This is a genomic window from Streptomyces sp. rh34, from assembly GCF_002551245.1.
Classification (GTDB): Bacteria; Actinomycetota; Actinomycetes; order Streptomycetales; family Streptomycetaceae; genus Streptomyces.
This window is the reverse complement of sequence record NZ_NTGZ01000071.1, coordinates 15,298-30,357: the sequence shown is the minus strand read 5'-3', so window position 1 is coordinate 30,357 and position 15,060 is coordinate 15,298. Positions and strand designations below refer to the sequence as shown.

Genomic DNA, 15,060 nt, shown 5'->3' with positions numbered 1-15,060 from the left:
AGATGTGTATAAGAGACAGCGTCCGGGCCGGCGGCCTGGGGGGCGTAAGCCTGGGGGGCGTGGGCGCCGGGGCCCGGTGCGTACCCCATCGGCGCGGCGGCTACGGGCGGGGCGGCGAACGCGGCGGCCGAGGCCCCGCGCTCCAGCCGGTCGAGGCGGGCCTGCAGCGACCGCTCGTCGTCGTAGGCGGCGGGCAGCAGGACCCGGGCGCAGATCAGCTCCACCTGGAGGCGCGGCGAGGTGGCCCCGCGCATCTCCGTGAGCCCGTCGTTGACCAGGTCGGCGGCGCGGCTCAGCTCGGCGGCGCCGAAGACGGAGGCCTGGGCCTGCATCCGCTCGACCACGTCGGCGGGAGCGTCGATGAGGCCCTTCTCGCCGGCGTCCGGCACGGCGGCGAGGATGACCAGATCGCGCAACCGCTCCAGCAGGTCGGCCACGAACCGACGCGGATCGTTGCCGCCCTCGATGACCCGGTCCACGACCTCGAAGGCGGCGGCCCCGTCGCCGGCGGCGAAGGCGTCGACGATCGAGTCGAGCAGGGAGCCGTCGGTGTACCCGAGGAGCGAGGTGGCCATGGCATACGTCACACCGTCGTCGCCCGCACCGGCCAGCAGCTGGTCCATGACGGACATCGAGTCACGCACGGACCCGGCCCCGGCGCGCACGACGAGCGGGAGGACGCCGTCCTCGACGTGGCTGTTCTCCCTGCCGCAGACGTCGGCGAGATAGCTGCGCAGGGTCCCCGGGGGCACCAGCCGGAACGGGTAGTGGTGCGTACGCGACCGGATCGTCCCGATGACCTTCTCGGGCTCCGTCGTCGCGAAGATGAACTTGAGGTGCTCCGGCGGCTCCTCGACCACCTTCAGCAGGGCATTGAAGCCCGCCGGGGTGACCATGTGCGCCTCGTCGATGATGTAGATCTTGTAACGACTGGAGGCGGGCCCGAAGAACGCCTTCTCGCGCAGATCACGGGCGTCGTCCACACCACCGTGCGAGGCGGCGTCGATCTCGATCACATCGATGGAACCCGGCCCGTTGCGCGCGAGGTCCTGGCAGGACTGGCACTCCCCGCACGGCGTCGGCGTGGGCCCCTGCTCGCAGTTCAGACAGCGGGCGAGGATGCGCGCGCTGGTCGTCTTTCCACAGCCGCGCGGCCCGCTGAACAGGTACGCGTGATTGACCCGGTTGTTCCGCAGGGCCTGCTGGAGCGGGTCAGTGACATGCTCCTGACCGATGACCTCGGCGAACGACTCGGGGCGGTAGCGGCGGTACAGCGCAAGGGACGACACACCTACGAGGTTATCGGGGCCGACCGACAACGGAACCCACGTCACCCGAGCGCCCGCTCACCAAGGCCCCCGGGAACGCAAAGGGCCCCCCACGCACCCGCCAGAGCCGACCTACCCTTGCTGCCTTCCGGCCCTGGGGGAGTTCAGTCAGATAGCGCCACGTGAGGGGCTGACGCCCACCTTAGCGGATCCCCACCCCCTCCGGTCCAACCGCCCTCCCCACCGGACGACAGCCGAACCGTCCCCCGACCCCCTCCCCGGACGATCTTCGGCGAACGTGTTCGCGAGCACCCTCCAACGTCTTGTATTGTTTGCGGCGGAGGATTCGCCTAGTGGCCTAGGGCGCACGCTTGGAAAGCGTGTTGGGGGCAACCCCTCACGAGTTCGAATCTCGTATCCTCCGCCAGTGCCTCACCGGGCACTTGAAGACCCCGACCGGGAAACCGGCCGGGGTCTTCTGCATGCCCTGGTCTCACTTCCGGTCTCTTTTATCTCCGACATTCACGACATTTCACACGTGTGCCAGGTCCGCCCACACTCCGACCCATCAAGAGCTCTCCTCCGTGGGTGAACCCCTTCCGAGTGCCGACGGCGAACCCATCGAATGCGCAATCCTTGGCTCCGTTCGGGGCCGCTCCGGTCCCCAGCCGCGTTCCCGGCCTCGCGAGGTGTGCCCCATGACGTCCCGATCCACGCTGACAGCCCGGCTGCGCGGTCTCGACGCCCCACAGCTGGCGCACGTACTCGGGATGCGGAAGGACGCCGCGGCGCCACCGGAGCCGCGCTCCATGGAGGAACTGTCGGAACGTCTTCTGCGACCCGGCTCGGTGGCGCTCGCCTTGCCGCAGCTTCCCCTGCCGTGCCTCCAGGTGGCCGAGGCCCTGGCCGCCTTGGGAACGCCCATGTCGCGCAGCGCCCTGGCGAGGAGGCTGGGAGCGACGACAGCCACTGCCACTCGGGAACTGGACGGCGTGCTGGAGACTCTGGCCGATCATGCCCTGGTCTGGCCGGACAGCGACGGAAGGCTCCACTTGGCCGCGCCGTTGCGGCAGGCGTGGGAGACGCCCCTGGGGCTGGACGCTCCGCTGGAGGAGCTTCTGGAAGGCGTGACCTCCGAGGAACTGCGCGGCATGCTCGCGGCACTGGGCATCAAGCCGCCCGGCACCAGGCACCAGCGCACGGCCGCCGTCCTGGAACACCATGGCGATCCGCAACGCGTCGCCTCCGTGATCGCGAAGGCCCCTTCGGGCGCCCGACAGCTGCTTGAGCGCCGAGCGAAGTCCGCACCGCGAGAAACGGAGTCCATCATGTTCGGAGCTCCCGAGGCCGTCTCCCGGCCGGACGAGCGATGGGCCCTGGACCGCGGCTTCCTGGTCCGTAACCGCCACGGATACGGGCCGGCCCGCATGCCCGTCGAAGTGGCGCTCGCGCTGCGCGGGCCCGACTGGCACGCCCCGTTCGCGCCCGTACCGCCTGCCCCGGAGCTGGTGTCCGTGCCCACGGTGGAGGTGGACCGGGAGGCAGCGGCAGCTGCCACCGCGTTCGCGGCCCACGCCGCCTCGGTCCTGTCAGCCTGCTCGGCGGCTCCCCCGGCCCGGCTGAAGTCCGGCGGGATCGGCGCACGTGAACTGGCTCGGATCTGCAAGGCGGCACGGGCCGACGACGCGTTGGTACGCATCACCCTGGAGATCGCGTACTCGGCCGGGATGCTGTCCGCCGACGGCAACCGCGTCGCACCCACCGCGGCGTACGACACCTGGGCGGCGCAGGAACCCGCAGCGCGGTTCGCCGAGCTGCTTCACACATGGTGGAACCTGCAGTTCACTCCCTCGCAGGCCCGCGATGAGGACAACAAGGCGCTCCCCGCCGTGGCCGGGGCTCCTCCCTGCGGCGGCTGTCTACAGGCTCGGCGCGGGCTGCTCGCAGCGGCGGCAACGCTTGCCGAAGGTCAGGGCGTGAAGGCCGCCACGGATCTGGGGCCGCTCGTGGCATGGCACCGTCCGCTCGCTCATCCGTCGTTCCACGACGAGACGCCTTTCGCCGCGGCGGTCCGCGAGGCCGAGCTGATGGGCGTCATCGCCCGAGGCGCCCTCTCCCTGCTCGGTGCGGCGCTGCTGGCCGGTGACACTGAGGAACTGACCGCCGCGTGCCGGCTCCTACTGCCCGAGGCCACCGACACGGCCCGGCTCGGTGGCGACCTCACGGCCGTCGTCACCGGCACGCCCTCGGCACGCCTCGCGGAGTTCCTGGATGCGACCGCGGACCGGGAGATCAGCGGCACGGCCTCGCTATGGCGGTTCAGCGCCGACAGCATGCGCCGCGCACTGGACGCCGGCCACGCTCCGGACGAGATCTCGGTCGAGCTGACCGCCATCGCCGACGGGGCTCTGCCACAGCCTCTGTCCTATCTCATCGCCGATGCCGCACGCCGCCACGGCCACGTGCGCGTCGCCCCTGCCGCCTGCGTCATCCACGGCGACGAACCGGCGCTCCTGGCCGAGCTCGCCGCGCACCGGGGACTCTCCGCGCTCGGGCTACGGCAGCTCGCCCCGACGGTGCTCGTCAGCGACAGCCCGCCCGACAAGACCCTGGCCGCGCTCCGGGACCAAGGCTATGCCCCCGTCGCCGAGGCCCCGGACGGGACCGTACGCATCGAGAAGGTGCCCCCTCGACGGGCCGCCGCCGTTCCGGCCCCGCGGAAGACCGCCACCAAGGCCGGCACCGGACGCTCGACGTACCGAGCGGCGGAGGCATCGGCCGCCGCCGCCCGGTACGCCGTGGTGGCCCGGCTGCTGACCGCCCCGCCGACCACCCCGGAGCCCGATCCCTTCGGCACCGGGGTCCCCTTCGGTACGGATACCGAGGAGATCGTCGCCAGGTACGCGAAGCAGCTGACGTACACGGACGTCCGCCAGCTCGGCCACGCCATCGACACCGGTATGGCCATCACCGTCGAATACGTCGCCGCGTCGGGAATCCGCACCGTGCGCACCCTCAGCCGCCTCCAACTCGATCCGCCCTACCTCGAAGCCTGGTGCCATCTACGTGACGCCGAACGTGTCTTCACGCTGTCCCGCGTCCACTGCGTCATGCCCGTGTAGGCACCCTTCCGGATATACTTGGCGTACGACCTGATATCACAGGAGGTGCCTGAATGAGTCGAACCGTGATCGACCTCGATGACGAGCTGCTGGCCGACGTGGCCCAGGCTCTCGGGACCAGCACCAAGAAGGAAACGGTCAACACCGCCCTGCGCGAGGTACTGGAGAACCGGCGGCGGGCCCTGGCGCTCACCAGGCTGCGGGCTGCCACCGCAGACGGCTCCTTCGACCTGGACCTCTTCGAGGACAAGCGGAACTACCGGCGGTGAGCGCGGCACAATTCCTGATCGACACCAGCGCACTCGCGCGATTCCTGCGCGGCGACGCCGAACAGTACGGCTGGGACCAAGCAGCGGCGGCCGGGCTCATCGCGACCTGCCCGATCACCGAGCTGGAGTTCTTCTACAGCGCCCGCTCTGCCGCGGACCGTGCGCGAGGCATCGAGGACATGCGGCTCGTATTCAGCTGGGTACCTGTCGACGACCGGGCCTACGACCGCGCCTGGCGAGTCCAAGAGCTGTTGACCCAGCGTGGACAGCATCGCAGTGCAGGCGCGGTGGACCTCGTCGTTGCCGCCACGGCGGAACTGCAGGGGCTCACCCTTCTCCACCGCGACCACGACTTCGACTGCATCGCCGCCGTCACAGGCCAAGCCATGCAGTGGTATGGCCCGGAGGCCGGTAAATGAACGTGCGCCTGGCGGTCTCAGTCCTGGTCTCATTCGCCCCCGTCCAGACCTGTTCGGACGCGGCAAGGCTGGACGCTCCGCCGCAGGTCAGGACACCCACGGTCCCCGCCGGACCCCTATACGAACATTTGGAAAGCGTGTTGGGGGCAACCCCTCACGAGTTCGAATCTCGTATCCTCCGCCATTGCTCTCACCGGGCAATACGTCGAAGGCCCCCGCAGCTCGCTGCGGGGGCCTTCGACGTTGAGGGCCTCCCTACGCTGCGAAGACGGCGAAAGCCTCACCGACCTCCACACCCGCGCCCGCCACTGCGCCGCCCTCCTCCACCACACCGCCCAACGCCACGGCCCCCTCCTGGCCGTCTCCCGCACCCTCCTACTCGGCGTCCTCACCCACCTCCCAGAAGGATCCGCCGCCTTCACCACCACCGCGAAGGCCCCCTGGCAGTTCGCCGAACTCCGCCTTCTGCCCGCCTATCAGCGAGTGGCACCTGGACTTCAGCGACCTGCCCAATAGATGGCCGACGCCCCAGCCACCAGGCCCCGTTGTTCCCTAGCCCGAGGTGATCGCGATGGACGGCGAGCATGCCGTTCTCCGCAGCGAACTCCTCAGCCGACCCGCTGACGTACGTGGTGGCCACGAAGATCGCCACGTCGACCTTGAAGTGCACCTTCGCGCCGAGCAGGTCACGCACCTCCCGGCTGGGGATCTTGCTCCTGGGCGTGTACCGCTTGCGCTGGATCACCATGCTCCGCCCAGCGGGAAGGCATCCCAACACGTCGGCCCCGTTGTCGTGAGAGCCACCGACCCTCCGCACGTCCCACAGCCTGGCGGTCACCCTCGTGGGTGATGATGAGCATCGTGACCCTCACGAGTGCGTGGGGCAGGTCGGGTGCGCAAGGATGGGTGGCCAACGAGGCTTCCCTGCGGGTGGGGCGAGACGTGAGACATCTCGCTCGACAGTCCGGGAGCCCCGTCTGTCACGCCGACCCGTCCGTCACCCGATCAGTGGCCGCCCTGAAGAAGCTCACTGTTCGGGGTGAAGCCCATTTCCGAGGAGCGTCGAAGTCGTGGAGACGAGACACCGGCCCGCTGTGCGGGTGATCTGCCTGGACGCCGCCCACCGCCTGCTTCTTCTCCACTGGCGTGATCCGTTCGACGGGACATTGCTCTGGGAGCCACCCGGTGGCGGTATCGAACCGGGCGAGACACCGTTGATGGCGGCCCGGCGGGAACTCGCGGAGGAGACTGGCCTCGACCCGGCCGCGGTTCGTGATCGGTTCGTTACAGTCGAACGGGACGTTTTGTGGAACGGGAAGCGGTATGTCGGGCCGGAGCGCTTTTTCGTAGCCCATTTCACCGAGGAGCGACCGGCGCTGAGGTCAAACGGCCTCCGCCCTGACGAACAGGTCAATCTCCACGCACACGCCTGGGTCGCCCGGTCCGACATGAACAGGCTGGTGGATCGAATCGAGCCGCCGTCATTGACGTCGGTGCTCGCCGCCCTGGCCCCGGATGGCCCTTGGCGCGGCCTGATTCGTTGACGGGACAGGCCTCGCCGGGCTCCCCGGCCGATCTGTTTCGGGTCGTGGCTACGCGGCGCAGAGCCAGGAAGGCCCTGTCACATTCTTGCTCAGGGCCTTCCCGGCCCGTGGCGGACCGCAGGCGGGGCCGCTGACAAGGCGTTCGGCCGTGCGGTGGACCTCCTTACAGCCAAGGCGGTTCACCGCACGGCCGACTCACTCACCGGCGAGGGCCTCAGTTGTGGCCGGCGGACTCGAGCGTGACGAACTGCGCTCGATGAGTGCGCACGCGAAGCCCGCTGCGGTGACGATCAGAGCCAGGACGATCCAGCCCGGCTTGCCCCAGTTCACGCACATCGCGATGACGACGACCGGTGCCACAGCCTCTGCCAGGCCGTGGCCGACTCCCATGACGCCCTGGTACTGACCATGGGCCTCTGGCCTGGCCAGCGCGAACGACAGCTCGAAGGTGCCGCTGGCCTGCCACACTTCGGCCAGTGAGTGCACGAGGACGCCAACGATGAGCAGGGTGAAGGCAATCCATGCGGCGGGTCCTGCCGCTGCCGCCATCAGGATCCACGCCACCAGGAACAGCGGGCCGGACAGCGCGAGCAGCCGAGCCGCTGAACGCGAGTCCGTGATGGACCGCGACGCGGGAACCTGAATGACGGCGACGACGACCGCGCCGAGGAACAGGACGATCGCGGCAACCCACTGCGGCGCGTTCGTGCGCAGGACGATCCACACCGGCAGGGCTTGGATCAGCACGAAGTACTGCAGGCTCGCGATCGCCGAGACGGCGGTCAGACTCAGGTAGGTCCGGTCGTGCAGCGCCAGCCACCGGGGCTTCTTCTCCGCGGCCTCCTTGTCGGCCACCCGGGTCGGGGCGAAGTTCGGCAGCCGGGAACGATCGGCGGACGCCGGCCCCGGATCGCTGGGCGTCGGCCACGGCGACGCACCTCTGTCGCGGGCCCAGGAACGGTTCTGGATCTCAGAGGAGTTCACCCCGGGCGACGCCGACAACGTGATCGTGCTCGCCTATGCCCTGAGGGGCCCCTTGGACACCCAACGGTTCGAGGCGGCCCTGAGCCAGGTGGTCGCGCGGCATCCAGTCCTGCGGACCGTCTACCCCTACGCAGGCAACGGAGCGGTACAGCGCACCCTGCCCATGGACAACGCCGTCGTGGCCTTGGAGCACACCACCGCCCCGCACCACGCGGAGGAGGGGGACCTGCGAGAGCTCGCCGAAGTGGTCTCCGCGGACTGGTGGGGCAAACCCACGGACCTGGAGGCGGAGCCGTCGCTGCGGCTGCGGCTGTGCTGCGTGGACGAGCGGACGCATCTGTTCTGCATACGCCTGCACCACCTGGCCTTCGACGGGTGGTCGGAGAGCCTGTTCATGGAGGACCTCGCCGCCGCCATGGAACGGGACATCCCCCTGGTCGAGCCGCCACACGTCACCTACGCCGGGTACAGCACGTGGGAAAGGGACCAGCTCGACTCCTGGCTCGGTCAGGATCTGCCGTACTGGCGGAAGGCGCTGAAGCAGTCGCCCCGGCCATTCCTTCCGCACCCCTCAACGGCCACACAGGGCCGCCGCGTCGAGTCCGTCCTTCGAGTGTCCCCCGAGGCGGTCACCCGGCTGACCCGCATGCCAGACACGTTCGGCGGCCCATCGGTGTCCGTGCTGCTGGCAGCGGCCGCCAGATCCCTGTCCCAGGTGTTCGACGTCGAGGACCTATGTCTGGGCACCGTGTCGACCGGACGCCACACCCCCGGGTTGGAATCGATCATCGGCTGTTTCATCAATTCCCTGTCGATTCCGTTGACGTCCGTCCCCGCCCGGAATGCGGCCGATCTCCTGGACACCTGCGCCCGGACCGTCGTGTCGGCCTTTCAGCACGCGCGCACGCCGTTCGACGAGCTGGTGCGGACCTTGAAGCCCAAGCGGGATCGGCACCCGTGGTTCCAGGTGTGGGTGATCCTGCAGTGCGAGCCTCCGCGGGTGCGCCTCGGCGAAGGGGTGGACGTGGAACCGCTGCGCGTCCGGCCTCCTCATACTGGTTTCGAGTTGATGATCGAGGCGCTGCCCCAACCCAGTGGCGCTTGGGAACTGGTAGTGAGCAGACGTGCGGACGGGATGTCCGAGGCCCAGGCCGATCGGCTGCTCGAAGAACTCGGAAATGCCCTGCACGAGTTGTCCGGTGCTGTCTGACGTGCACGCGCCCGACCACGTGACGCCGGCTTCGCCCGCTTCGTCACGCCACGTCGTCGGTCAGTGCTCGCAAGTGTCGTACTGAGAAGCAGGACCGGAGTCAGTGCGACGACTGCGTAGATCGTCCACAGGGACCCACGGTTGCCCCCCAGGGAGGAGACCAGGCCCACCGAAGCAGGACCGAGTGGGACGGCGCCCCCAGCCTCAAGCGCCGCACCGTTCCAGCCGTCGGCATCCTCGGCCGGCGCGCGAACCGCCATTGCTCTCACCGGGCAATACGTCGAAGGCCCCGACCGGGAGACCGGCCGGGGCCTTCTGCGTTCCCGGAACGGTCTCGGCCGGGTTCAGCGGCACAGGGCGGTGTCCACCGCGCGTTCGAGACTCCTTCGGGCAGTCTCGCCGGTGAGCTGCACGGTGACCGCGACGTTGGCGGCGCGGCCGTCGTCGGTGACGCCGCCGCGGGTCTCGTACCCCGGGAAGCTGCCGCCGTGGCCCCAGGCCAGGCCGCCGCACGGCAGTGGCCTGCTGACGAGTCCCAGACCGTAGCGGGCGCCCGGGCCGAAGGTCGCTTCGGCCGGGACGGTGGAGCGCATCCGGGCGAGTTGGGCCGCGGGCAGGAGGCGGCCGGTCAGGAGCGCGGTGAAGAAGCGGTTGAGGTCGGAGTTGGTGGAGATCAGCTGTCCTGCCGCCCAGCCCCAGGAAGGGTCCAACTCCGTGATGTCGCGCAGTGGCGTATCCGCCGACTCCTGGTAGTAGCCGTGCGGATGGGGCTCTCGGATGCTCGCGTCGCCGGGAGCGGGGAAGTAGGTGTGGCGCAGCCCGATGCGCTGGATGATGCGCCGGTCCATCTCCTCTGCGAGCGGGCGGCCGGTGACCTTCTGGACGATCAGGCCGACGAGCACGTAGTTGGTGTTGCTGTACTTCCAGCGCTTCCCGGGGGCGAAGTCCGCCGGGTTCCGGAGTGCTGTGGCGAGCAGTTCACGGGGGGCGTAGTACCGGACGTCGTCCCCGAGGTGGCTGGTGTACTCGGGGAGCCCGCTGGTCTGCTGGAGGAGGTGGCGGACGGTGATGCGGCGCCCGTCGATCCCCTTCCCGCGGACGAGGCCGGGGAGGTAGGTGTCGACGAAGGCGTCGAGGCTCACCCTTCGCTCCGCAACGAGCTGGAGAACGACGACCGCGACGAAGGTCTTGGTGTTGCTGCCGATCCGCACCTGCCCGTCGACGGGTACCGGCGCGCCCGTGGCCAGATCACCGACCCCTGCGGTGTAGGTCCGGTCGCGGCCGCCGGGGCCCTTGACGCTCGCCAGCGCGGCGGGCGGGCCGCCGTCGCGCACCAGCGCGTTCAGGCTCCGCTGGACGACGTCCGGCCCGGCGGCCGAGGCGGCGGGCGGGACCAGAGCTCCCAGCGTCATGACACCGATGGCCACCGCGGCTGCGGCGGGCAGGATCTGTCGCCGCGTGCCGTGCTGCCGGCCGGCCGGGCGGAATACTCGTTGTTTCTGTCCACGCATGAGTCGACTCCTGAGGGACTGGTGGATCGTCGTTCGGATCGCCGTTTGCGTGGTTCAGCCGCACAGGGCCCTGTTCACGGCGTCGCTGACGTGCCGTACGGCCGCCTCGTCCGTCGGGATGCTGGTGACCGCGACGTTGGCGGCGCGGCCGTCCTCGGTGACGCCGCCCCGGGTCTCGTACCCCGCGATGTCGCCGCCGTGGCCCCAGTAGACGCCGCCGCAGGACAGGGGCCTGCTCGTGAGCCCCAGCCCGTAGCGGAGGCCGGAGGTCCCGGCGGGGACGGTCGTGCGCATCTCGGCCAGCTGGGCCGCCGGGAGGAGGCGGCCGGCGAGAAGCGCGGTGAAGAAGCGGTTGAGGTCGGAGTTGGTGGAGATCAGCTGGCCCGCGGCCCAGCCTGCGGAAGGGTCCATCTCCGTGAAGTCGCGCAGCGGTCCGTCCGCCGGGCTGCGGTGGTAGCCCCGGGGGTGCGGCTCCCGGACGGTCATGTCGCCGGGGGCGGGAAAGTACGTGTGGCGCAGCCCGATGCGCTGGATGATGCGCCGGTCCATCTCCTCTGCGAGCGGGCGGCCGGTGACCTTCTGGACGATCAGGCCGGCCACGACGTAGTTGGTGTTGCTGTACTTCCAGCGCTTCCCCGGTTCCGCGTCGGCAGGATGTTCGAGGGCGAGGTCGAGCAGCTCGCGGGGCTCGAAGTACCGGTTCCTGATCTCGGTGTCGTCGAGGTGGATGCCGTACTCGGGGAGTCCGCTGGTGTGCTGGAGGAGGTAGCGGATGGTGATGCGGCCCCCGTCGATGCCCTTCCCGCGGACGAGGCCGGGGAGGTAGGTGTCGACGAAGGCATCGAGGTCGATCTTTCCCTCGCCGACGAGCTGCAGCACCACGACCGCCGTGAACGCCTTGGTGTTGCTGCCGATCCGCACCTGGCCGTCCCTGGGCACCTTCGCGCCGGTGGTCAGGTCGCCGACTCCCGCGGTGTAGGTGCGGGTGCGGCCGTTGCGGTCCTGGACGCTCGCCAGCGCGGCGGGCATCCCGTCGTCGCGCACCAGCGTGTTCAGGGCCCGCTGCACGGCGTCCGGCCTGGCGGCGGCAGCAGCGGCCGGGGCGGCGGGATCGGAGGCGGCGGGCGGGGCGAGGACGCCCAGGGTCATGACGCCGATGGCCACCGCGGCGGCGGCCGACCAGCCTCGTCGCCGCCGACCGTCCCGCCGGTTCGAGGAACGAAGGTTCTGTCCAGTCCGAACACGCATGATTCAACTCCTGGGAAGTCGTTTCGTCGAGCCACGATCGTTGCTTCCAGGGCCCTTTGACCGCATCGCGGGATAGCGGGAGAAGTCGCTCCCCCGATCGGGGGAGGCCGCAGGGGAGCCGCCCGGCGATACTGACGATCATGAACAGGGGAATTCGGCTGCTGCTGCGCGGCTCCACGTACTCGGGTGTGCTGTTCGCCTATTGCGGCGCGTTGGCGAGCCTTCCGCTGCTGCCTCTCGCCCTGTTGCCGGCGCTGTCGTGGCGATCCGCACCCGAGAGCGTGCAGGTCATCGTGGTGCTGCTGGTCTGGGCGGCGCTGGTCGGCGTGGTCGGACTGGCGCGCCCCGTACGGCGGGCGCTGGTCGTGTCCGCCCGCCGGCTGCTGCGGGTGTCGCTGCCGAACCCGGCGGCCGTTCGCCTGGCCTCCGGTCCGCTCGGCCTCGACCGCTGGCGGACCCCGCTCTGGCTGGTGCTGCACGCGGCCGTCGGGTGGACGGGGGCGCTGGCGAGCGGGGTGCTGTTCATCATGGGCCTCTCCCTGCCCATGAACTGGCTCGGCGGCGAGGTGCGGGCGAGCCTGTTCGGCACGTCGGTCCGGGTGTCGGGCGCGTGGAGCTGGGTGGCGGCCGCCGCGTGCATCCTGCTGGCGGCGGCCATCTGCGTACTGGTCACGAAAACCCTGCGGTGGTCGGCGCCGCGGTTGCTGGGGCCGTCGGCGGCCGAACGGCTCGCGCTGGCTGCCGAACGGGAGCTGCTGCTGGCCGAACGCAACCGGATCGCCCACGAGTTGCACGACTCGATCGGGCACACGTTGACGGCGGCCACCATCCAGGCGGCGGTGGCCGGCGAGGTGCTCTCCAGCGACCCGGCTGCGGCGCGGGCCGCCATGCGCAGCATCGAGGACTCGACGAGGGCCGCGCTGGAGGACCTGGACTACGCGCTCGGAGTGCTGCGCGAGGAGGAGTCGGGAACGGCGCCGACCCGCACCCTGGCGGACCTCCCCGAGCTGCTGGAACGCCTGCGGCACACGGGGGCGGTGGTGGAACCGGAGCTGTCGGGTGACCTGGCGCGGGTGCAGGGGACGCTCTCCCGGGCGGCGTACAGGATCCTTCAGGAGGGGCTGACGAACGCGCTGCGCCACGGGGCGGGCGGCCCCATCGAGGTCCGGGTGGCGGCCGGACCGGACGGGCTGGACCTCGCGGTGGTCAACCGGACCGGAGCGCGGACGGGGCCGAATCCGGGCCCCTTCTCGACGTCCGGCCACGGCTTGCCCGGACTGGCCGAGCGCGTCCGGCTGCTGCACGGTGAGTTCGGGTCCGGCCCGGACGGGACGGGGCACTGGCGGCTGGCCGTCCGGCTGCCGGTACGGGCGTCGGCGTGAGCGGACCCGAGACGGACGGAGGCATGGCCCTCCCCACGGAAGCCGGCCCCGCCGTCACCCTCCTGATCGCGGACGACGACGAGGTGACCCGAAGCGGTCTGAGCATGCTGCTCGCCGCACAGCCGGGAATCTCGGTGCTCGGCGAGGCCGCCGACGGCATCGAGGCCGTCGACCGCGCGCTGAGCCTGCGGCCGGACGTGGTCCTGATGGACGTGCGGATGCCACGTCGCAACGGGATCGACGCCACCCGGCAACTGCTGGCCGAAGCGGCCGACCCCCCGAAGGTCGTGGTGATCACCACCTTCGAGAACGACGGCTACGTCACCGCCGCCCTCGGCGCGGGCGCGAGCGGCTTCGTCCTCAAACGATTCCCGGTCCGCCGGATCGCCGAGGCGGTCCGGGTGGTGGCGGCCGGCGAGGCGGTTCTCTTTCCGGCCGCACTGGGCCGCATGGTCGCCGCCCGCCCGCTGGGCTCCGCGGCGGCCCTGCCGCAGGCCGCCCTGACCGGCCGGGAGGAGGAGGTACTGCGCCTGATGGCCACCGGGCTCTCCAACCCGGAGATCGCGGAGTCCCTCACGGTGAGCCTGGAGACGGTCAAGACCCACGTCGGGAACGTGCTGACCAAGCTGGGCGCGCAGAACCGGACCCATGCGGTGGTCATCGCCTACGAGTCCGGCCTGGTGGTCCCGCGCTTCGCGGGATGACGCGTCTTCACCCCCCTCGTCACGGTCGCCCGCACCGCTCTCCGGTCCCCTGTCCCGGCCCGTCCCTGATCAGCCCTGTCCGGTCCTGATCAGGCCTGTCGTGAGTCGTCCGCCCCACGGGGCCGTCCAGCGTCCTGGGCTCAGCTCAACAACCGGTCCCTGACCGCGGCGAGTACGTCCGCGCGGTCGCGCGGGCCGTTGTCGGCCACGATGAGGTGGTCGCCGATGCGCAGCGAGAAGGTGATCAGGCAGCGGGCCTCGACATCGTCCTCGTCGGGACAGAAGGCCCCGTAGAGCTCGCGCAGATAGTCCATGCGGCGGTTGTCAGCCCGGCGGAGGCGGCGCGCGACTCCTTCGTCGCGCCGGGCCCAGTCGCGGATCGCCAGCTCGACCCCGGCGCCGGTCACGGGCCCGCCCGACCCGACGAAGTCGAAGAGATGCCCGAGCCGTTCACGGGCATCGCCGCCATCGCGCTCGATCCGCTCGATGACGCCCTCGGCGACCTCGCGTTCCCAGGTATCGAGCATCTCCTCCAGCAGGGCCGCGCGGTTGCGGAAGTAGCCGTAGAAACCGCCCTTGGTGACACCGAGCGCCTGGGCGAGGACCTCGACCCGGACAGCCTCGGGGCCGCCGACGGCGAGCGTGCGAAGCCCTTCCTCGATCCACCTGTCGCGTGGCGTACGGATCGCGCCCATGCCGTTTCCCTCCTCACCCACCCCGCCGATGTACGGAGCCGTACAGATGAGTCTATGCTCGTTCTATACGCCACCGTATAGACAGGAAGCCGCCATGCGTGACCTGCGCCTTTCCCCGAGCGACCATACGTCCCGCCCCTGGCGGATCCACGAGATCGCCGGCGACTTCCGACTGGAGGACGTGTGGGCGCTGCCGACGCCGGGGGGCCCGGACGACCTGCACCACCTGGTCGACCAGATGGCGAACGGCGAGGACGGTCCGGACGGCGGCAACCCCGTGGGCCGTTTCCTCTTCGCGGTGCGGTGGAAACTCGGCGCGCTCCTCGGCTGGGACAAGCAGGACACCGGCGTCGGCGGGCGGGTGACGACGCTGCGCGACCGGCTGCCCGACGACCTGCGCGCGGGGCCACGCGGCCCCGACCTCAGCACGGCGCCTTTCACCTCGGTCTTCCGGACCCACGACGAGTGGGCCGCCGAGTGCGCCAACAAGACCATGCACGGGGTGCTGCACATCGGCTGGGTCCCCGACGGGAACGGCGGCTTCCACGGCCAGTTGGCCGTCCTGGTGAAGCCCAACGGCCGTCTCGGCTCCCTGTACATGCTCGGCATCAAGCCCTTCCGGTACCTGGGGGTCTACCCGGCTCTGATGCGATCGATCGGCCGGGAGTGGCAGGAGAACGCGGAGCGCCGGGCGGCGGCCTGAG

14 protein-coding genes, 1 tRNA gene and 1 other RNA gene are annotated in these 15,060 nt (G+C 70.5%); 9 read left to right on the top strand and 7 right to left on the bottom strand.

Annotated elements, in window-relative coordinates:
* Positions 1–1,289: DNA polymerase III subunit gamma and tau (locus CR470_RS15845; RefSeq protein WP_143663817.1), on the bottom strand; the 1,289-nt coding region annotated here is incomplete at its 3' end.
* Between the two features lie 77 nt (positions 1,290–1,366).
* Positions 1,367–1,463: signal recognition particle sRNA small type (gene ffs, locus CR470_RS15840), an RNA gene on the bottom strand.
* Between the two features lie 144 nt (positions 1,464–1,607).
* On the opposite strand from ffs, the gene CR470_RS15835 reads away from it, so the two are divergent.
* From CR470_RS15835 to CR470_RS15820, 4 genes are all read left to right on the top strand, one after another.
* A tRNA-Ser gene (locus tag CR470_RS15835) sits at positions 1,608–1,695 on the top strand.
* Between the two features lie 271 nt (positions 1,696–1,966).
* Positions 1,967–4,390, top strand: coding sequence for a helicase-associated domain-containing protein (locus CR470_RS15830; RefSeq protein WP_097868236.1), 2,424 nt, complete (start codon positions 1,967–1,969; stop codon positions 4,388–4,390).
* A 53-nt stretch (positions 4,391–4,443) separates the two neighbouring features.
* Positions 4,444–4,659, top strand: a complete 216-nt coding sequence (locus tag CR470_RS15825; protein ID WP_097868235.1) for a type II toxin-antitoxin system VapB family antitoxin — start codon at positions 4,444–4,446, stop codon at positions 4,657–4,659.
* Positions 4,656–5,078 carry a PIN domain nuclease gene (locus tag CR470_RS15820; RefSeq protein WP_097868234.1) on the top strand — a complete coding sequence of 141 codons (423 nt, stop codon included), beginning with the start codon at positions 4,656–4,658 and terminating at the stop codon, positions 5,076–5,078. The genes CR470_RS15825 and CR470_RS15820 overlap by 4 nt, the downstream gene beginning before the upstream one ends.
* Positions 5,079–5,496: 418 nt before the next feature.
* Here the strand turns inward: CR470_RS15820 and CR470_RS15810 are convergent, their stop codons facing one another.
* Complete coding sequence (locus tag CR470_RS15810) at positions 5,497–5,856, bottom strand: restriction endonuclease (protein WP_257138690.1); 360 nt, start codon at positions 5,854–5,856, stop codon at positions 5,497–5,499.
* A gap of 292 nt (positions 5,857–6,148) precedes the next feature.
* Between CR470_RS15810 and CR470_RS15805 the strand changes: the two genes are divergently transcribed.
* Positions 6,149–6,622, top strand: coding sequence for an NUDIX domain-containing protein (locus CR470_RS15805; RefSeq protein WP_097868232.1), 474 nt, complete (start codon positions 6,149–6,151; stop codon positions 6,620–6,622).
* Positions 6,623–6,817: 195 nt separating this feature from the next.
* Here CR470_RS15805 and CR470_RS15800 read toward each other — a convergent pair whose 3' ends face one another.
* Entirely contained in the window at positions 6,818–7,477 is a 660-nt protein-coding gene (locus CR470_RS15800) for an MFS transporter (RefSeq protein WP_143663816.1), read from the bottom strand.
* Here CR470_RS15800 and CR470_RS15795 point away from each other — a divergent pair.
* A complete protein-coding gene (locus CR470_RS15795) occupies positions 7,467–8,816 on the top strand; it encodes a condensation domain-containing protein (RefSeq protein ID WP_097868230.1) in 1,350 nt (449 codons plus the stop codon). The genes CR470_RS15800 and CR470_RS15795 overlap by 11 nt on opposite strands.
* Positions 8,817–9,160: 344 nt before the next feature.
* On the opposite strand, the gene CR470_RS15790 is transcribed toward CR470_RS15795, so the two are convergent.
* Together CR470_RS15790 and CR470_RS15785 are read right to left on the bottom strand one after the other, a co-directional pair.
* A complete protein-coding gene (locus CR470_RS15790) occupies positions 9,161–10,327 on the bottom strand; it encodes a serine hydrolase domain-containing protein (RefSeq protein ID WP_097868229.1) in 1,167 nt (388 codons plus the stop codon).
* A 54-nt stretch (positions 10,328–10,381) separates the two neighbouring features.
* Positions 10,382–11,575, bottom strand: coding sequence for a serine hydrolase domain-containing protein (locus CR470_RS15785; RefSeq protein WP_097868228.1), 1,194 nt, complete (start codon positions 11,573–11,575; stop codon positions 10,382–10,384).
* 140 nt (positions 11,576–11,715) lie between these two features.
* Here CR470_RS15785 and CR470_RS15780 point away from each other — a divergent pair, with 140 nt between their 5' ends.
* A complete protein-coding gene (locus CR470_RS15780; RefSeq protein WP_097868227.1) occupies positions 11,716–12,957 on the top strand; it encodes a sensor histidine kinase in 1,242 nt (413 codons plus the stop codon).
* A 23-nt stretch (positions 12,958–12,980) separates the two neighbouring features.
* A complete protein-coding gene (locus CR470_RS15775) occupies positions 12,981–13,661 on the top strand; it encodes a response regulator transcription factor (protein WP_097868226.1) in 681 nt (226 codons plus the stop codon).
* A gap of 140 nt (positions 13,662–13,801) precedes the next feature.
* Here the strand turns inward: CR470_RS15775 and CR470_RS15770 are convergent, their stop codons facing one another.
* Complete coding sequence (locus CR470_RS15770; protein WP_097868225.1) at positions 13,802–14,356, bottom strand: TetR/AcrR family transcriptional regulator; 555 nt, start codon at positions 14,354–14,356, stop codon at positions 13,802–13,804.
* A 94-nt stretch (positions 14,357–14,450) separates the two neighbouring features.
* On the opposite strand from CR470_RS15770, the gene CR470_RS15765 reads away from it, so the two are divergent.
* Positions 14,451–15,059 (top strand): DUF2867 domain-containing protein, encoded by a 609-nt coding sequence (locus CR470_RS15765; RefSeq protein WP_097868224.1) that lies wholly within the window; start codon positions 14,451–14,453, stop codon positions 15,057–15,059.
* Position 15,060: the final 1 nt, after the last annotated feature.